15 protein-coding genes and 2 tRNA genes are annotated in these 17,288 nt (G+C 64.4%); 10 read left to right on the top strand and 7 right to left on the bottom strand.

Translation table 11 applies throughout. The features are described from left to right. Positions 1 to 231 precede the first annotated feature (231 nt). The 3 genes from ACP15K_RS00845 to ACP15K_RS00855 form a co-directional block, all read right to left on the bottom strand. On the bottom strand, positions 232 to 609 hold the full coding sequence (locus ACP15K_RS00845; protein ID WP_193139368.1) for a response regulator: 378 nt from the start codon (positions 607 to 609) through the stop codon (positions 232 to 234). Positions 610 to 717: 108 nt separating this feature from the next. After that, positions 718 to 3,090 (bottom strand): ATP-dependent helicase, encoded by a 2,373-nt coding sequence (locus ACP15K_RS00850; RefSeq protein WP_193139370.1) that lies wholly within the window; start codon positions 3,088 to 3,090, stop codon positions 718 to 720. 169 nt (positions 3,091 to 3,259) lie between these two features. Continuing rightward, positions 3,260 to 4,066: a glycoside hydrolase family 19 protein gene (locus tag ACP15K_RS00855; protein WP_193139374.1), complete on the bottom strand. Its 807-nt coding sequence runs from the start codon at positions 4,064 to 4,066 to the stop codon at positions 3,260 to 3,262. A gap of 195 nt (positions 4,067 to 4,261) precedes the next feature. Between ACP15K_RS00855 and ACP15K_RS00860 the strand changes: the two genes are divergently transcribed. Continuing rightward, a complete protein-coding gene (locus ACP15K_RS00860) occupies positions 4,262 to 7,696 on the top strand; it encodes a pyruvate carboxylase (protein ID WP_193139376.1) in 3,435 nt (1,144 codons plus the stop codon). Between the two features lie 67 nt (positions 7,697 to 7,763). On the opposite strand, the gene ACP15K_RS00865 is transcribed toward ACP15K_RS00860, so the two are convergent. Next, positions 7,764 to 8,690, bottom strand: coding sequence for a ketopantoate reductase family protein (locus tag ACP15K_RS00865; protein WP_193139379.1), 927 nt, complete (start codon positions 8,688 to 8,690; stop codon positions 7,764 to 7,766). A gap of 137 nt (positions 8,691 to 8,827) precedes the next feature. Between ACP15K_RS00865 and ACP15K_RS00870 the strand changes: the two genes are divergently transcribed. From ACP15K_RS00870 to ACP15K_RS00890, 5 genes are all read left to right on the top strand, one after another. Beyond that, a tRNA-Gly gene (locus ACP15K_RS00870) sits at positions 8,828 to 8,902 on the top strand. A gap of 22 nt (positions 8,903 to 8,924) precedes the next feature. Beyond that, positions 8,925 to 8,999 (top strand) — tRNA-Gly (locus tag ACP15K_RS00875). Between the two features lie 136 nt (positions 9,000 to 9,135). Then, positions 9,136 to 9,723, top strand: a complete 588-nt coding sequence (hisB, locus tag ACP15K_RS00880) for an imidazoleglycerol-phosphate dehydratase HisB (RefSeq protein WP_193139381.1) — start codon at positions 9,136 to 9,138, stop codon at positions 9,721 to 9,723. A gap of 4 nt (positions 9,724 to 9,727) precedes the next feature. After that, complete coding sequence (gene hisH, locus ACP15K_RS00885; RefSeq protein WP_424989592.1) at positions 9,728 to 10,366, top strand: imidazole glycerol phosphate synthase subunit HisH; 639 nt, start codon at positions 9,728 to 9,730, stop codon at positions 10,364 to 10,366. 385 nt (positions 10,367 to 10,751) lie between these two features. Further along, positions 10,752 to 11,270, top strand: coding sequence for a VPLPA-CTERM sorting domain-containing protein (locus ACP15K_RS00890; protein WP_424989593.1), 519 nt, complete (start codon positions 10,752 to 10,754; stop codon positions 11,268 to 11,270). Positions 11,271 to 11,325: 55 nt separating this feature from the next. On the opposite strand, the gene ACP15K_RS00895 is transcribed toward ACP15K_RS00890, so the two are convergent. Further along, entirely contained in the window at positions 11,326 to 11,712 is a 387-nt protein-coding gene (locus ACP15K_RS00895; RefSeq protein WP_193139390.1) for a DUF2147 domain-containing protein, read from the bottom strand. Positions 11,713 to 11,852: 140 nt separating this feature from the next. Here ACP15K_RS00895 and hisA point away from each other — a divergent pair, with 140 nt between their 5' ends. Continuing rightward, positions 11,853 to 12,578 carry a 1-(5-phosphoribosyl)-5-[(5-phosphoribosylamino)methylideneamino]imidazole-4-carboxamide isomerase gene (gene hisA / locus ACP15K_RS00900; protein ID WP_424989594.1) on the top strand — a complete coding sequence of 242 codons (726 nt, stop codon included), beginning with the start codon at positions 11,853 to 11,855 and terminating at the stop codon, positions 12,576 to 12,578. 79 nt (positions 12,579 to 12,657) lie between these two features. Here the strand turns inward: hisA and ychF are convergent, their stop codons facing one another. After that, the gene (gene ychF / locus ACP15K_RS00905; protein WP_193139395.1) at positions 12,658 to 13,755 is read right to left on the bottom strand and encodes a redox-regulated ATPase YchF; all 1,098 of its coding nucleotides are present in this window, start codon (positions 13,753 to 13,755) and stop codon (positions 12,658 to 12,660) included. Between the two features lie 215 nt (positions 13,756 to 13,970). On the opposite strand from ychF, the gene trpA reads away from it, so the two are divergent. Next, positions 13,971 to 14,762, top strand: coding sequence for a tryptophan synthase subunit alpha (gene trpA / locus ACP15K_RS00910; RefSeq protein WP_193139397.1), 792 nt, complete (start codon positions 13,971 to 13,973; stop codon positions 14,760 to 14,762). 28 nt (positions 14,763 to 14,790) lie between these two features. Here trpA and ACP15K_RS00915 read toward each other — a convergent pair whose 3' ends face one another. Next, entirely contained in the window at positions 14,791 to 15,594 is an 804-nt protein-coding gene (locus tag ACP15K_RS00915; RefSeq protein WP_424989595.1) for an ABC transporter permease, read from the bottom strand. A 178-nt stretch (positions 15,595 to 15,772) separates the two neighbouring features. On the opposite strand from ACP15K_RS00915, the gene ACP15K_RS00920 reads away from it, so the two are divergent. Further along, complete coding sequence (locus ACP15K_RS00920; RefSeq protein WP_193139399.1) at positions 15,773 to 16,366, top strand: GcrA family cell cycle regulator; 594 nt, start codon at positions 15,773 to 15,775, stop codon at positions 16,364 to 16,366. A gap of 330 nt (positions 16,367 to 16,696) precedes the next feature. Further along, on the top strand, positions 16,697 to 17,173 hold the full coding sequence (locus tag ACP15K_RS00925; protein WP_193139401.1) for a hypothetical protein: 477 nt from the start codon (positions 16,697 to 16,699) through the stop codon (positions 17,171 to 17,173). Positions 17,174 to 17,288: the final 115 nt, after the last annotated feature.

Below are 17,288 nucleotides of genomic sequence, written 5' to 3' on the forward strand. Positions count from 1 at the left end.
GCCCCATCTCGATGACAGACAAAGTTCAGAAGGCCCTCCTCCTCCCTGGGTTTTCTGTTTTTTGCGGCGGCACCCTCCTCCTCCCTGGTGTCGCCGCTTTTTTTGTTCTGCGCGGACAGGGATCGGGCGGACATTATTTCAGCGCATGACAAAAATGTGAGCCGTAGAGCGCGCACAGCCTTGCAGCGCCGTCGCCCCAGGTTCCAGGTCTGACAGGGTATCAGGAGTGTTTCAGGCCGTTCGTCGCTGGCTGGACGAGTCGATAAGCGCGCAGGATTCCATCAGATCCTCGATATCGACGGGCTTGCGATGCACCGTCACCACCAGTTGCGATCCGGCTTGCATCTTGCCTTCGGCTACATCCGCTGCACCGGTCACGATGATGACCTTGCAGTCGGGATTGACGGCTTCGATCTCGCCGATCAGCGACATGCCGTTCTCGCGCCCGAGATAGAGATCCAGAATCACCGCGTCATAGGATGTCTGCGACAGGGCCGAACTCGCCGCGCCCAGGTTGTCCGCCTCGGTCACCTGATATCCCCGATCGCACAGGATCGTTCGCCACAACAGCCTCAGGTTCGGATCATCCTCGACAATGAGATAATGCAATACTGAAACTCCAATGCGGCAAAAAGTTGCGTGCTGATGCAACGCATACCGAAATATCCGGCAAGTTTCCAGCATTCCATACGTATTTTTTGCACTTGCAGAAATCGATTAGAACGGAATGTCGTCCGCTGATTCTGCCGCAACCACGAATTTGGCCACGATGTGCTTGGATCCGGCCTTGTCGAAGTCGACTTTCAGCTTGTCGCCCTCGATCCCGGAGACCGTGCCGTAGCCGAATTTCTGGTGAAACACCCGGTCCCCTTCCGAGAAGGCCGACACCGCCTGCAGGTCGATGACCGAGTTGCGGCTTTCGCGTGGCTGCGACACCGGCCGGGTACTGCTGCGCGCCTGAAGCCGCCGCCATCCGGGCGAATCGTAGCCATCGGCCTTTGCAGCCTTTTCGTGCAGGTTAGATGTGGCCTGCGCTTGCGGGGCGGCTGCGCCATAGCCGCCGCCATACAGGCCCGGCGGCGTCAGCACCTCGACATTCGCTTCGGGCAGTTCATCCACAAAGCGCGATGGCAGGGCCGATTGCCACTGGCCATAGACCCGGCGGTTGGCCGCGAAAGAGATTGTGCACAGCTCTTCCGCCCGCGTGATGCCGACATAGGCCAGCCGCCGTTCCTCTTCCAACCCGGTCTGGCCGTTTTCATCCATCGAGCGTTGCGAGGGAAACAGCCCGTCCTCCCACCCCGGCAGGAACACCGCCGGAAATTCCAGCCCCTTGGCCGCGTGCAGGGTCATGATCGACACCTTCGGGCCGCCGTCGTCGGTTTCGTTGTCCATGATCAGCGCGACATGTTCCAGAAACCCCTGCAGGTTCTCGAATTGCTCCAGCGCCTTGACCAGTTCCTTCAGGTTTTCCAGCCGTCCCGGCGCCTCGGGCGTCTTGTCGGCCTGCCACATGCCCGTATAGCCCGAGCCATCCAGCACGGTTTCGGCCAGCGCGATATGGTCATAGGTGGTATCGGCCACCACCACCCCGTGCCAGCGGTCCAGCGCGGTCACCAGCTTGGCCAGTTCGGTCTTGCCCTTGCCCTTCAACAGCCCGGACTCGACCGCGATCCGCGCACCCTCCAGAAGACTTGCGCCATTGGCGCGCGCCGCCTGCTGGATCGTTTGCTGCGCCTTGTCGCCCAGACCCCGCTTGGGCAGGTTCACGATGCGTTCAAAGGCCAGATCGTCGTCGGGACTGACCACCAGCCGGAAATAGGCCATGGCATCGCGGATCTCGCGCCGCTCATAGAAACGCGGGCCGCCGATCACGCGATAGGGCAGACCAATGGTCAGAAACCGATCCTCGAACGCCCGCATCTGGTGGCTGGCGCGCACGAGGATCGCGCATTCGTTCAGCGTGTAGGGCCGCCCGCCACGCGCGCCGCCCTGCATGGCGTCCAGTTCCTCGCCAATCCAGCGCGCCTCCTCCTCGGCATCCCAATGGCCGATCAGGCGCACCCGGTCGCCGCCGTCGGCCTCGGTCCACAGGGTCTTGCCCAGCCGCCCCTTGTTCCCGGCGATCACGCCGGAAGCGGCGGCCAGGATATGCGCCGTGGAGCGGTAATTCTGCTCCAGCCGGATCACCGTGGCGCCGGGGAAATCCTTTTCGAACCGCAGGATGTTGCCGACCTCGGCCCCGCGCCAGCCATAAATCGACTGGTCGTCATCGCCGACACAGCAAATGTCGCGATGCCCCGCCGCCAACAGACGCAGCCACAGGTACTGTGCGATGTTGGTGTCCTGGTATTCGTCCACAAGGATATAGCGGAACCAGCGCTGGTATTGCGCCAGCACGTCTTCGTGCCGCTGGAAGATCGTCACCATGTGCAGCAGCAGATCGCCGAAATCCACGGCGTTCAGATCGCGCAGCCGCTGTTGATAGTCAGCGTATAGCGTCACGCCCATGTTGTTGAACCCCGAGCCTTCGGCGGCCGGCACATGTTCGGGCGTCCAGGCGCGGTTCTTCCAATGGTCGATCATCCCGGCCAACTGCCGTGCCGGCCAGCGCTTTTCGTCGATATTGCGGGCCAGGATTACCTGTTTCAGCAGGCGGATCTGATCGTCGGTATCCAGTATGGTGAAGTTCGACTTCAGCCCGGCCAGTTCCGCATGGCGGCGCAGCAACTTGACGTTGATGGCGTGGAAAGTGCCCAGCCAGGGCAGGCCGTCGACCTCCATCCCCATCAGCTTGGCCACCCGCAGCTTCATCTCGCGCGCGGCCTTGTTGGTGAAGGTCACCGCCAGAATTTCATTGGGGCGTGCGGTGCCGGTGTTCAGCAAATGCGCGATGCGGGCCGTCAGGGCGCGGGTCTTGCCGGTGCCGGCCCCCGCCAGCATCAGAACCGGGCCTTTCAGCGTCTCGACCGCCTGCCGCTGCGCCGGGTTCAGCCCGTCCAGATACGGCGTGGGCCGCGCGGCCATGGCGCGGGCCGACAGAGGTGTGGGGGCATCGGCAAAGGCGCCGTCATCGTCATATCCGCTCATGGCGGCAGCATAGGTCGCGCCCGCGCCGACGCAAGCCCCTGTTCGCGCTCTGTTCCCACGATTGTAGTGGCCAGTTCAACCCCGCGCGCCCACGGTCCGCCCTGGACGGGACCGGGACACCACCCGCCAAGCGCTGGCCCGCCGGGGGGTGTCCGGGATGGATGCCGCCTCAGGCGATGCTTTCCAGTTTCTCCCACAGGTCCGCGCCCTTCAGGCCGAACTTCCTGGCAGCGGCCTCGGTGGCGGCCTTGGTCTTGCTGCCCATCAGCCCGTCGATGGGGCCGGGGTTGAACCCCGCAGCCAGCAGCACCCGCTGTTGTTCGATCACCGGCGGGATCTTGCTGCCGCCCAGGGCCGTCAGGGCCTTGGCCGTGCGCAGTTCGCGATCGACCAGACCATGGGTGCCGCCGTTGATGACCAGGGTCACCATGCGGTCATCGCTCTCATCGGCCCATTGCAGGCAGGTCTTGCCGCTGCGCTTGCGCGAGGCCATGTAGCGTACCGCCACCATCCAGGCGATGCCGGGGTCGGCCGCCCGGTCGGGGTTGCCTACCAGATCCTCGCCGATGGCCGCGCCGAAGTTGGTGTAGTTCGACTTGCCGGTCAGCTGGATGTAGCCGCGCCCGCGATAGCGCCAGCCGTCCCCGGACCCTTCGGAGCCGTTGCCCATGCGGTTGCCATAGACCCGGTTGGCGATCTTTTCCGGCTTGCGGGCAAAGGCGGCGGCCTCGGCATTGGTCTTGAAGTATTTCTTGAACACCCGCCGCAGCGAGGCCTGCGAATAGTTCAGGTTCTCGAACCGATGCAGGAAACCCCCGCTTTCATGGGCGCATTGGCCGATGATGGCGGCCAGACGCAGAGGCGAATTCGCCCCCAGCGCCTCCAGCTTCTCGGCATGGGCTTTCCAGGCATTCGCCGCCGTGGCAGCAGCGTTGTTCGACGCGGCGACCGCGGCAATTGCAGCTTCTACAGACATGGTATCCTCCCCCTCTTGGATTGTTCTACCGTAACGTCAACCAGCCACTTGCCAAGTTGGGAATTCCACAGCGCCTTGCTTACGGGCCAGAAATATTGGTGAATAAACTTGACCAAGTAAAACGCCGCGTTGCGGCATGATCCCGTTAGCGCTAGAAACGCCCCAACCCCCGGTGCATGCAAGGAAATCAGCCCGATGACTGAGTTCAAGAAGCTACTGATCGCCAACCGAGGCGAGATTGCCATTCGCGTGATGCGCGCAGCCAACGAGATGGGCAAGCGAACCGTCGCCGTCTACGCGGAAGAGGACAAGCTTTCGCTGCACCGCTTCAAGGCCGACGAGGCCTACAAGATCGGTGACGGCATGGGACCGGTCGCGGCCTATCTGAGCATCGACGAGATCATCCGCGTGGCCAAGGCCTGTGGGGCTGACGCGATCCATCCCGGCTATGGCCTGCTGTCGGAAAACCCCGACTTCGTGGAAGCCTGCGCCAACAATGGCATCGCTTTCATCGGCCCAAAGGCCGAAACCATGCGCGCCCTTGGCGACAAGGCCAGCGCCCGCAAGGTCGCCATCGAAGCCGGCGTGCCGGTCATCCCCGCCACCGAGGTTCTGGGCGACGACATGGACGCGATCCGCGCCGAGGCTGAAGCGGTGGGCTATCCGCTGATGCTGAAAGCCTCCTGGGGCGGCGGCGGTCGCGGCATGCGGCCGATCCTTGGCCCCGATGAACTGGAAGAGAAGGTTCTGGAAGGTCGCCGCGAGGCCGAAGCGGCCTTCGGCAACGGCGAGGGCTATCTGGAAAAGATGATCACCCGCGCCCGCCACGTCGAAGTGCAGATCCTGGGCGACAAGTACGGCGAGATCTACCACCTGTTCGAGCGCGACTGCTCGGTCCAGCGCCGCAACCAGAAGGTGGTCGAACGTGCGCCCGCGCCCTATCTGACCGACGCCCAACGCACCGAGATCTGCGAATTGGGCCGCAAGATCTGCGCGCACGTCGGGTACCAATGTGCCGGCACTGTCGAATTCCTGATGGATATGGAATCCGGCAATTTCTACTTCATCGAGGTCAACCCGCGCGTTCAGGTCGAACACACCGTGACCGAAGAGGTCACCGGCATCGACATCGTGCGCGCCCAGATCCTGATCACCGAGGGCAAGACGCTGGCCGAGGCCACCGGGGCCGCGAAGCAGGACGACATCACCCTGTCGGGCCACGCCCTGCAATGCCGGGTCACCACCGAGGATCCGCAGAACAACTTCATTCCCGACTACGGCCGCATCCAGACCTATCGCTCGGCCACCGGCATGGGCATCCGTCTGGATGGCGGCACCGCCTATTCGGGCGCGGTCATCACCCGCTATTATGACAGCCTTCTGACCAAGGTCACGGCCTGGGCGCAGTCGCCCGAAGCTGCCATCGCCCGCATGGACCGCGCCCTGCGCGAATTCCGCATCCGCGGCGTCAGCACCAACATCGCCTTCGTCGAGAACCTGCTGAAGCACCCGACCTTTCTGTCGAACGAATACACCACCAAGTTCATCGACGAGACGCCGGACCTGTTCGACTTCTCGCCGCGCCAGGACCGGGCCACCAAGATCCTGACCTATATCGCCGATATCACGGTGAACGGGCATCCCGAGACCACGGGCCGCGCCAGACCCGCCGATGTGCGTATTCCCAAACCGCCGCTGGCCATTGCCGCAGGGGCCGAGGGCACCAAGCAGATCCTGGATGCCCATGGGCCGCAAGCGGTGGCCGACTGGATGGCCGCGCAGCCGCAACTGCTGCTGACCGATACCACCATGCGCGACGGTCACCAGTCGCTGCTGGCGACGCGCATGCGCTCCATCGACATGATCCGCGTGGCGCCGGCCTATTCGGCCAACCTGCCGCAACTGTTCTCGGTGGAATGCTGGGGCGGGGCGACCTTCGACGTGGCCTATCGCTTCTTGCAGGAATGCCCCTGGCAGCGCCTGCGCGATCTGCGCAAGGCCATGCCCAACCTCCTGACGCAGATGCTGCTGCGCGGCGCCAACGGGGTGGGCTACACCACCTATCCCGACAACGTGGTGAAATTCTTCGTCAAGCAGGCTGCCGAAACCGGCGTCGATGTCTTCCGCGTGTTCGACAGCCTGAACTGGGTCGAGAACATGCGCCTGGCGATGGATGCGGTGCTGGAAAACAACAAGGTCTGCGAAGGCACCATCTGTTACACCGGCGATATCCTGAACCCGGACCGCGCCAAGTACGACCTGAAGTACTATGTCGCCATGGGCAAGGAGTTGCGCGATGCAGGCTCCCACGTGCTGGGCCTGAAGGACATGGCCGGCCTGCTGAAGCCTGCCGCCGCGAAGGTCCTGATCAAGGCGCTGAAGGAAGAGGTCGGCCTGCCGATCCACTTCCACACCCATGACACCAGCGGCATTGCCGGGGCCACCATTCTGGCGGCGGCCGATGCGGGCGTCGATGCCGTCGATGCGGCCATGGATGCCTTCTCGGGTGGCACCTCGCAGGCCTGCCTCGGCTCGGTGGTCGAGGCCCTGCGCAACACCGACCGCGACACCGGGCTGGATATCGGCGCGATCCGGGCGATCAGCGAATACTGGGAACAGGTGCGCGCGCAATACGTGGCCTTCGAATCCGGCCTCGCGGCGCCGGCGTCTGAAGTCTACCTGCACGAGATGCCCGGCGGTCAGTTCACCAACCTCAAGGCGCAGGCGCGCAGCATGGGGCTGGAAGAACGCTGGCACGAGGTCGCGCAAATGTATGCCGAGGTGAACCAGATGTTCGGTGACATCGTGAAGGTGACGCCGTCGTCGAAAGTGGTCGGCGACATGGCGCTGATGATGGTCAGCCAGAACCTGACCCGCAAGCATGTCGAGGATCCGGGGCAAGAGGTCTCTTTCCCCGACTCGGTGGTCGACATGATGAAGGGCAACCTTGGCCAACCGCCGGGCGGCTGGCCCAAGGCCCTGCAATCCAAGGTCCTGCGCGGCGAAACCCCGATGACCGACCGCCCCGGCGCCCATGCCGCGCCAGTCGACCTGGAGGCCCGCCGCGCCGAACTGGAAGCCGAACTTGGCGGTCCGCTGGACGACGAGGATCTCAACGGCGCGCTGATGTATCCCAAGGTCTTTGCGGATTACACCAAGCGGCACGAGCTTTACGGTCCGGTCCGCACCCTTCCGACGCCGGTCTTCTTTTATGGCATGGAGCCGGGGGAAGAGATCTCGTCCGAGATCGATCCCGGCAAGACGCTGGAAATCCGCATGCAGGCGGCCGGCGAGACCAACGAGGAAGGCGAGGTCAAGGTCTTCTTTGAACTCAACGGACAGCCGCGCGTGATCCGCGTGCCCGACCGCCACGCCAAGGCCAGCCGCAAGGCGACGCCGAAAGCGGACGAAAGCAACCCGAATCACGTGGGCGCGCCGATGCCCGGCGTCGTCGCCTCGGTTGCCGTGCAGCCCGGTGTTGCCGTCAAGAAAGGCGATCTGCTGCTGACCATCGAGGCCATGAAGATGGAAACCGGCCTGGCCGCCGACCGCGACGGCACCGTCAAGGCGGTTCACGTCCAGCCCGGCGCGCAGATCGACGCCAAGGATCTTCTGGTCGAACTGGAATAAGCGCGGGCGGCCCTGCCCGCCACCGCCCATAGCACCCCCCGCCGATGCCGTCGGCGGGGCGTTTTCGTCAGGGGGCTGCGGGAGCCCCTTGGGCAAAGGGCAACAACGCGGCCTGCATGAAGCTGTGGGTCGGGGTGCTGATCCCGTGTTTCAGCCCCAGCCGCACGATCTCGCCGGACAGATACTCCAGTTCCAGCGGCTTGCCCCGGTTCAGGTCATCCAGCATCGAGGCATGGCTGTGCCGCGGGAGCCCCTCCATCAGGCGGGCAAACTGAACTTCAGCCACATCCGCATCCAGATTGATCCCGGCCGCCTTGCCCACCGCCGCCGCTTCCTCGACCCCGGCCCGCAGCAAGGCTAGGGTTTCCGGGCAGTCGCGCAGCGGCCCGATATCCAGCCGCGTCAGGGTAGTGATGGCGGAAAAGACGCTTTGAAAGATCATCTTCTCCCACAGCATCTTGTCGGTGTCCTCGACACGCTCTGTCGCCACGCCCGTTGCGGCAAGTGCCGCGATCAGCCTGTCACACAGATCGGATGGCCCACCATCGCGCACGCCGGCGCGCACAAGGCTGTTGTCCGATGAATGCAGGATGACGCCCGGTGTCTTGATGCTGGCGGGCATGAAGACCGAACCGGAAATGACCCGTTCGGCCCCGATCACCCGTCCCAGCCGTTCAGGCGCCGACACCCCGTTCTGCACCGTCACCACGGCGCTGTCGTCATTCAGGAACGGCTTGACCTGCGCGCCCGCGTCTTCCACGTCGCGGTTCTTGACCATCAGCAGAACGATGTCCGGATTGCCTTCGGGCCGATCGGTTGCGTGGAAATCTGTCACATGCAGATCGCCCAACGGGCTTTCCACCCGCAGACCGGCGCGCTGCATCGCGTCCAGATGCGCGCCGCGCGCCACCAGCGTGACCTCATGCCCGTCTCGGGCCAGCCGCGCGCCGTAGAATCCCCCCAGCGCCCCTGCCCCCATGACCAGTATTTTCATCGCATCCTCTTTCGTTCCCTGCCCGTATGGCCGCATCAAGGCATGACCTGCACTCTAGTGGCAATCCCGCACGAGGGGCCATTTTTTCCCTTGCAGCGTCCCGAACGTGGCGCTAGACAACGCGCACTCTCAAGGATGCGGGCGTAGCTCAGGGGTAGAGCATAACCTTGCCAAGGTTAGGGTCGTGAGTTCGAATCTCATCGCCCGCTCCAAGAGAGAGACAGGTTTCCGGATGCGGGCGTAGCTCAGGGGTAGAGCATAACCTTGCCAAGGTTAGGGTCGTGAGTTCGAATCTCATCGCCCGCTCCAGGAAAACCACTCCCAGCCTTTCAAACCGCCGCCCCTTCGGACCACCGCTGCAAAGCTATTGCGCCCGGTCCGCTGCAAGGCCTTCTCATCCCGTGCCAAGCCTCCTAAAAGGCAGGTGAAACGGATGGAGACCCGCATGCGCAAGGCCAGCATCACCCGCAAGACCGCCGAAACCAGCATCACTGTCGAGATCGATCTCGACGGCAGCGGCAGCTATGACAACCAGACCGGTGTCGGCTTCTTCGATCACATGCTGGACCAGCTTGCCCGCCACGCGCTGATCGACATGACGATTCGGGCCGAGGGCGATCTGCACATCGACGATCACCACACCGTGGAAGATACCGGCATCACCCTGGGCCAGGCGCTGAGCGCGGCACTGGGCGACAAGCGCGGCATCACCCGGTATGGCGCCTGCCTGCTGCCGATGGATGACGCATTGGTGCGTGCGGCCTTGGATCTGTCGGGGCGGCCGTTCCTGGTGTGGAATGTCGACATGCCGACCCAGAAGATCGGCAGTTTCGACACCGAACTGGTGCGCGAGTTCTTCCAGGCGTTCTCGACCCACGGCGGCATTACCCTGCATGTGGACGCGCTGCACGGGGTGAACAGCCACCACATTGCCGAAGCCGCTTTCAAGGCCGTGGCCCGCGCCCTGCGCGATGCGCTGGAAACCGATCCGCGCAAGGCCGGTGACGTGCCGTCCACCAAGGGAACCCTGTAAGCCGATGACCACGGTTCTGATCGACTATGAATCCGGCAACCTGCATTCTGCCGAGAAGGCCTTCCAGCGCATGGCGCGCAATGCAGGCACCGGCGAGGTCATCGTCTCGGCCCTCCCCGAGGATGTCGCCCGCGCCGACCGCGTGGTGCTGCCCGGCGACGGGGCTTTCCCGGCCTGCCTGCGCGGCCTGAAAGCCTGCGACGGGCTGTTCGAGGCGCTGGACGAGGCCGTGCGCCACCGCGCCGTGCCCTTCATGGGCATCTGCATCGGCATGCAGATGCTGGCCACCACCGGCCATGAGTACGAGCAAACCCCCGGTTTCGACTGGATCGGCGGCGACGTGGAACGGATCGTGCCCTCGGACCCCACCCTGAAGGTGCCGCACATGGGCTGGAACGACCTGGTCATCGACCATCCTCACCCGGTGCTGGAGGGCGTCGCCACCGGCGATCACGCCTATTTCGTGCATTCCTTCCAGTTCCACGTCTCGGACCCGGCCAGCCGTCTGGCCTATGTGGACTACGGCGGCGAGGTGACGGCCATGGTCGCGCGCGACAACATGGTCGGCCTTCAGTTCCACCCGGAAAAAAGCCAGGCGGCGGGCCTGCGGATGATTGGCAATTTCCTGGGCTGGGCGCCCTGAGTTTCCACCCGGCCCGCGCGTGGTTGGGCCCCGTGTAGCCGACCCTGCAGATGCAGAGCGCCGCCCGCTTTTTCGGTGCTTGCGGGGTTGCAGCCCCAAGCGGACGCCCAGAGTTTACTGCAGGGTTAACGCACCATCGGGGCCCTGACCCGTGCTGGAACAGTCGCGCCGTGCGGGTCCAAGCACATGATGTTTCACCTGAATTTTTTAGGGCTGGGAAGCGGACGCAAGGCACACCGGGATAATCGCAGGATGGTTGCCGCCCCCGGTGCCGTCCGGCTTTAACCATCCCCCCCAACTCCGTTGGATTTGAGACAATTCCTTCCGCATCCTTGGATCATGACGCGCCAGATGCTGCGCGGAAGTTGTTTCAAGGAGTTGAAAAGTGAACCTGAAATCCATTGCCCTGGCCGCCGTCGTCGCCCTGACGCCCGCCGCCACGCTTGCCGCCACGATCTCGCCCAGTTCCAACATCAGCGATGGCGGCAACTATGACATCGCCAACGGGCCGTTCTTCTGGGATGCCACTTTTTCCCGGGGCGACAGCGCCGGTTCGGCCTCTTTCACCTTCACCAATTCCACGCTGGGCCGGTTCACGGCAGGCGTCGCGCAAGGCACCGTTCTGCAGTTTTCCGGCACCTTCGACGGTGTGACCATCAGCTGGGCCAATGGCCAGTCCCAGACGGTCGCCCAGGGCCAGAATGCCATCATCAACGTGCGCTCCCGGCTGGCCTCCGGTGGCGCGGACACGCTGACGGTCGCATGGGGTGCAGTGCGCGGGGATATGGCCAACATCGATCTCGACATCGCGGCAGTTCCCCTGCCCGCCGGTGCGCTTCTGCTGGGCACCGCGCTGATCGGCATGACCGGGCTGCGCCGCGCACGCCGCCCGGGCTGCGCGTGACCCAAACCGGCCCGCGCCGTTGCTGTCCGGCACGGCGCGAGCACGGCCGACGCGGTTACTGCACGCGGGTCCAGACCTGCGTGCGGCAGATTCCGATGACGCAACCTGAAACCTTCAGCGTGTTGCCCTCCAGCGCCATTTTGGAAGCATAGGTCTTGTCGCGATCCGGCGCCCAGATCTTGCCCTTGCCATAGCTTCCGCCCCCATGCGCGACCATGTCCCAGACCATGCGCTTGCCAACTGCCGCGCTGCTGCGCGGACCACCGCCAGCATCGAAAGCCTGCACCAGCACACCGCAGACCTTGCCTTCGCAGGGTGACAATTCGACATAGCCATAGGCACCGTCGTCGCCCGGCTGGGTCTTCCAGGTGCCAAGCACGGGATCCGCAAAGGCGGCCGTCGCCATCGCGGCCAGTGTGGCCGCCAGAACCAAGGTTTTCATTCTCATCTCCTCCCAGGATCGAAGGCTCAGGTGACGTGCAGGTCAGCCTTGTGGCAAGTGATACGTTGCGTCGCGCGCCCCTTGGCTTTGCCGCCCCCGCGTGACAGACAGCGCGCAAGTTCTGCCAAGGAAGGTGCCCCATGATCCTGTACCCCGCCATCGACCTGAAAGACGGCCACTGCGTTCGCCTGCTGAAAGGTGACATGACCAAGGCCACGGTGTTCAGCGACAGCCCGGCCCGACAGGCCCGCGCCTTTCAGGATGCCGGCTGCGAGTGGATCCATCTGGTCGATCTGAATGGCGCTTTCGAGGGCCAGCCGGTCAATGCCGCGGCGGTCGAGGCGATCCTGTCCGAGATCTCGGTCCCGGCACAACTGGGCGGTGGTATCCGCGACATGGCCACCATCGAAATGTGGCTGACCAAGGGCATCTCGCGGGTGATCCTGGGCACCGTGGCGGTCGAGGATCCCGACCTTGTGCGCGCGGCGGCGGCAGCCTTTCCCGGACAGGTGGCTGTTGGTCTGGATGCGCGCAACGGCTTCGTGGCGACGCGCGGCTGGGCGGAAGAAACCGAGATCCAGGTCACCGACCTGGCGCGCAAGTTCGAAGACGCCGGCATTGCCGCCATCATCTACACCGACATCAACCGTGACGGCGCCATGCAGGGGCCCAACACAGACGCCACCGCAGCCCTGGCGCGCGCCACCACGATCCCGGTGATCGCCTCGGGCGGTGTGTCATCAATGCAGGATCTGATCGACTTGCGCGATTGCGGCACACCGCTGAACGGGGCAATCTCGGGCCGCGCACTGTATGACGGGGCGCTGGATCTGGGCGAAGCCCTTGCGCTTCTCAAGGCCACCTGATGGCGGCAGGCACCGCTGCGCGGTGCCTGTTTGAGTATTTGGACCAAGAAGAAATCAGCGATTTCAGCTTTGGTCGGCGTCAGGCATTGAACAGGAAGTGCAGGACGTCGCCGTCCTTGACCTCGTACGTCTTGCCTTCCGCGCGCAGCTTGCCCGCATCCCGGGCACCGCTTTCACCATTGCAGGTGAGATAGTCATCATAGGCTACGGTTTCGGCGCGGATGAACCCGCGCTCGAAATCGCCATGGATGACCCCTGCGGCCTGCGGCGCCAGGGTGCCTTCCCGGATCGTCCAGGCGCGCGCCTCTTTCGGACCCACAGTGAAGAAGGTCTCCAGCGACAACAACTCATAGCCCGCCCGGATCAACCGATCCAGCCCGGCTTCCTCAAGCCCCAGATCCGACAGGAACACCTCGGCTTCCTCGGCATCCAGCTGGCTGATGTCTTCTTCGATGGCCGCCGAGATCACCACGGTGCCCGCCCCCTGCGCCGCCGCCATCTTGGCAACCTCGTCGGAGAAGGCATTGCCTGTTCCGGCCGCGTCTTCCTCGACGTTGCACACATAGAGGATCGGCTTGGAGGTCAGGAGCTGCAGCATTTTCCATGCCTTGGCATCTTCGTCGCTGACCTCGACGGTGCGGGCTGGCTGGCCGTCTTCCAGCACGGCCATGGCCTGTTTCAGAAGGCGCTCCTGCTGCACCGCCTCCTTGTCGCCGCCGCGTACCTTGCGGGACAGGTTCTGCAGTCGCCGCTCGATGCTTTCCATGTCGGCAATCATCAGTTCGGTCTCGATGGTCTCGGCATCGGCCACCGGATCGACCCGCCCGTCCACATGGGTGACATCCTCGTTCACGAAGCAGCGCAACACATGCGCGATGGCATCAACCTCGCGGATGTTGGCCAGGAACTGGTTGCCCAGCCCTTCCCCTTTCGAGGCACCTTTCACCAGACCGGCGATATCGACGAAGGTGATCCGCGTCGGGATGATCTCCTTAGAGCCGGCGATCGCCGCCAGTTTTTCCAGACGATCATCGGGCACGGCAACATCGCCGACATTCGGCTCGATGGTACAGAACGGAAAATTCGCCGCCTGCGCCGCCGCCGTCCTGGTCAGCGCGTTGAACAGGGTGGACTTGCCCACATTCGGCAGCCCCACGATCCCCATCTTGAAACCCATGATACGTCCCTCCTTGGCACCGGCACGCTCTTAGGCGCACGGCCCAGCCTGTGCAAGCGCTGACGCCGCCAGCAGCAGCCCGGCCCGAACACCGGATGTCCCCGCACCGCGCTTTTTCTTGTCAAGAATACGCAACTTGCGGCGCGCAGCGGCGCCCGCTTGCCTTTTCCGGCCCCATGGGCGACACCATCGCGACGACATTCAGAGGGCCCGCCATGACTCGTATCGATCGCAAATTCGCCGACCTTCGCGCCGAAGGAAAGAAAGCCTTCGTGGCCTATGTGATGGCGGGCGATCCGGACTACGACAGCTCGCTGGACCTGATCAAGGGGCTGCCGGCCGCCGGGGTCGACATCATCGAACTGGGTCAACCGTTCACCGACCCGATGGCCGATGGCCCGACGATCCAACTGGCCGGGCAACGCGCCCTGAAGGCCGGGCAGACGATGGACAAGACCCTTCAAATGGCGCGGGCCTTTCGCGAAACCGACGACAGCACGCCGATCGTGATGATGGGGTACTACAATCCGATCTACAATCGCGGTGTCGAGCGGTTTTTGCAGGATGCCAAGGACGCCGGCATCGACGGGTTGATCGTGGTCGATCTGCCGCCCGAGGAAGACGACGAGCTGTGCATTCCGGCCCAGAACGCCGGACTGAATTTCATCCGCCTGGCCACACCCACGACCGATGACAAGCGCCTGCCCAAGGTGCTGCAGAACACCTCGGGCTTCGTCTATTACGTGTCCATCACCGGCATCACCGGCGCCGCCGCCGCCTCGGCGACCGACGTGGCCCCGGAAGTGGCCCGCATCAAGGCCAGCACCGACCTGCCGGTCATCGTGGGCTTCGGCATCCGCTCGCCGGAAACGGCGCAGGAGATCGCCTCGGTGGCCGATGGCGCCGTTGTCGGTTCGGCCATCGTCAAGCAGGTGGAAGAGGGCAAGCCGGTTTCCGATATCCTCGCCTTCGTCAAGGGGTTGGCCGACGGCGCGCACCGCGCCTGACGTCTGCCGTCAGGCGCAGCACCTGCCCTTACGGCTTCAGGCGAAATCCCGTGCGGAACCAACGCAGACAGATCGCCAGCACCGCCGCCGTGGCCAGAAGACAGATCGGCAAGCCGATCCAGGGTGAGCTGTCAGAGGTGCCCAGCACGCCAAACCGCACCCCGTCGATCAGGTAGAACACCGGGTTCACATGGGTCAGAACCTGCATCGCAGGCGGCAAGCCTTCGACCGAATAGAAGGTGCCGGAGAGGAAGCTCAGCGGCGTGATGATGAAATTGGTGATCGCCGCCATCTGGTCGAACTTGTTGGCCAGGATCGCGGCGATGATCCCCAGCCCGCCCAGAAGCGCGCTGCCCAGCACCACGAAGACCAGCACCCAGACCGGATGCGTGATCCCCTGGCCCAGGAAAATCGCCGCCACGATCAGAATGGCGCCGGCCACGAACAGCCCCCGCCCGATAGATCCGGCCAGATAGCCCGCCACCAGTTCCGCCGGCGACAGCGGCGGCATCAGCGTATCCACGATATTGCCCTGCACCTTGGCAATCATGATCGCCGACGAGGTGTTGGCAAAAGCGTTCTGGATCACCGTCATCATCAGGATACCGGGGGCAAGGAACTGGGCGAAGGGCACGCCCATGACCTCCCCCCGCCGGGTGCCGATGGCCAGCGAGAAGATGGCCAGGAACAACCCCGCCGTGATCAGGGGGGCCATCAGGGTCTGCGACCAGACCGCCAGAAACCGGCGCACCTCGCGTTCGGCCAGTGTCGCCACGCCCAGCCAGTTGACGCGGCCAAAGCGCCGTTCCCCCATTCCGGTCATATCCGTCATGTTCCGCCTTCCATGTTTCGCTGCTGTCTCGGGTTCCGGCCCGTCACACCGGACTCAATCCGCAAGGACACCTTGTATCCGGCGGCACGAAGATTAAAATAGGCATCTGCTGAATTTCTCCAAGGCGTCCGGGTCGACGGGCGCCTTCTCGTTTGACCCATGTCTGCAAGGTGGCCCCATGTCCTGGACCGAAGAACGCGTCGAGATCCTGAAGAAAATGTGGGCCGACGGCCAAAGTGCCAGCCAGATCGCCAAGGAACTGGGCGGGGTGACCCGCAACGCCGTGATCGGCAAGGTGCATCGTCTGGGCCTGTCCAACCGCAACACCGGTGCCGCGCCGGCCAAACCGGCGGAACCTGCGGCTAAACCCGCGCCTGCCGCCGAAAAACCGGCCGCCCCCGCCGCGGCGAAACCCGCGCCGCAACCGGCCGCCGCCGCGCCTGCCGCTGCAGCCCCCGCCTCGCCGGCACCGAAACCGGCCCTGCCCGCCCGCAAGGCGATCATTCCCGCCGGCCAGCCGCTGCCGCCGCAACCCTCGGCCAATGAAATCTCGCCCGAGGCCCTGGCCTCGCAGCGCGAGGTCGAGAAGAAGGCGCGCAAGCTGACCCTGATGGAGCTGACCGAACGCACCTGCAAATGGCCCATCGGCGACCCCGCAACCGAGGAGTTCTGGTTCTGTGGCCTGCCCGTGGAACAGGGCAAACCCTATTGCGAGGCGCATGTGGGCGTGGCCTTCCAGCCCATGTCCTCGCGCCGCGACCGGAAACGGTAAGGCGCCGGTCCGGCCCAAGAGCGGTCTCGCGAAACCCCGGTCCAACTCCGTTGGGACGGGACAGCCTTTCGGCGCAGGTCTGCGCAGCGCGAGGCCGCCCGCGACGCGGGCCGGACTGCAGACCTGTTCCGGGCGTTCGGCGGTGGACATTTCTGGCGTGCATCACAGCTCCACCCCTGCGCCGTTCTTCTTGGGAAAAATACTTCATTCCACGTCACAACGGGCGAGAATCGTGCATAGTCGAGGCGCGCCCCGGGCAGAGAGTGGACCGGCGGGGCCGCGCGATCAGGATGGCCATTGGTCTGCTCCCCCCGAGAGAAAGTTCCCGGAATGAAACAGATCCTGACGACACTCACCGCCATCGCCCTGACAAGCCCGCTGTACGGCGCAGAGATCCTGCCGGCCAACGGCGTCTGGTCCGGCACATCCGCCTCGGAAGTCCACCAGATCAACGAAAACCACATGGTTCTTCGTTCGAACTCAGCCTACCAGAGTTTCGACCCCGCCAGCAACGGCAGCGCCATGGCCGGGATGAGCGGCACGTGCTACGGCGCGGTTGAAATGGCCCCGCCCATGGCTAACGGGACCGGGCATTGCGTGTTTTCCCGCGACGATGGCGATGCGATGTTCTCGCATTGGACCATCACCGCGCTGACTGCCGACGGTGCGGTAACCGGGACGTGGGCGGTCCTGGGCGGCAAGGGCGCGTTGGAAGGGGCTTCTGGCGGCGGGACTTTCGCCTCGGAGACCGACCCCGAAACCGGCGCCTTCCAGAACACCGTCACCGGGGCCGTTGCGGTCCCCTAGGACCAGATTGCATCGACAGGGGCGGCCATGGCTGGTCCTGTTCCCCGGTTTGGGATTGACCCGGTTTGGCACCCTAGCGGATCACGTCCCACGCGCGGCACACATTGCACCAGAC

The organism is Fluviibacterium sp. S390 (assembly GCF_049800695.1).
In the GTDB taxonomy this organism is placed as follows: Bacteria; Pseudomonadota; Alphaproteobacteria; order Rhodobacterales; family Rhodobacteraceae; genus Meridianimarinicoccus.

What these genes read in the sequence shown, in the direction of transcription:
- ACP15K_RS00850 (WP_193139370.1), bottom strand. Translation starts at nt 3,090, where the DNA reads ATGAGCGGATATGACGATGACGGCGCCTTTGCCGATGCCCCCACACCT.
- ACP15K_RS00855 (WP_193139374.1), bottom strand. Translation starts at nt 4,066, where the DNA reads ATGTCTGTAGAAGCTGCAATTGCCGCGGTCGCCGCGTCGAACAACGCT.
- ACP15K_RS00860 (WP_193139376.1), top strand. Translation starts at nt 4,262, where the DNA reads ATGACTGAGTTCAAGAAGCTACTGATCGCCAACCGAGGCGAGATTGCC.
- ACP15K_RS00865 (WP_193139379.1), bottom strand. Translation starts at nt 8,690, where the DNA reads ATGAAAATACTGGTCATGGGGGCAGGGGCGCTGGGGGGATTCTACGGC.
- hisB (WP_193139381.1), top strand. Translation starts at nt 9,136, where the DNA reads ATGCGCAAGGCCAGCATCACCCGCAAGACCGCCGAAACCAGCATCACT.
- hisH (WP_424989592.1), top strand. Translation starts at nt 9,728, where the DNA reads ATGACCACGGTTCTGATCGACTATGAATCCGGCAACCTGCATTCTGCC.
- ACP15K_RS00895 (WP_193139390.1), bottom strand. Translation starts at nt 11,712, where the DNA reads ATGAAAACCTTGGTTCTGGCGGCCACACTGGCCGCGATGGCGACGGCC.
- hisA (WP_424989594.1), top strand. Translation starts at nt 11,853, where the DNA reads ATGATCCTGTACCCCGCCATCGACCTGAAAGACGGCCACTGCGTTCGC.
- ychF (WP_193139395.1), bottom strand. Translation starts at nt 13,755, where the DNA reads ATGGGTTTCAAGATGGGGATCGTGGGGCTGCCGAATGTGGGCAAGTCC.
- trpA (WP_193139397.1), top strand. Translation starts at nt 13,971, where the DNA reads ATGACTCGTATCGATCGCAAATTCGCCGACCTTCGCGCCGAAGGAAAG.
- ACP15K_RS00915 (WP_424989595.1), bottom strand. Translation starts at nt 15,594, where the DNA reads ATGACGGATATGACCGGAATGGGGGAACGGCGCTTTGGCCGCGTCAAC.
- ACP15K_RS00920 (WP_193139399.1), top strand. Translation starts at nt 15,773, where the DNA reads ATGTCCTGGACCGAAGAACGCGTCGAGATCCTGAAGAAAATGTGGGCC.
- ACP15K_RS00925 (WP_193139401.1), top strand. Translation starts at nt 16,697, where the DNA reads ATGAAACAGATCCTGACGACACTCACCGCCATCGCCCTGACAAGCCCG.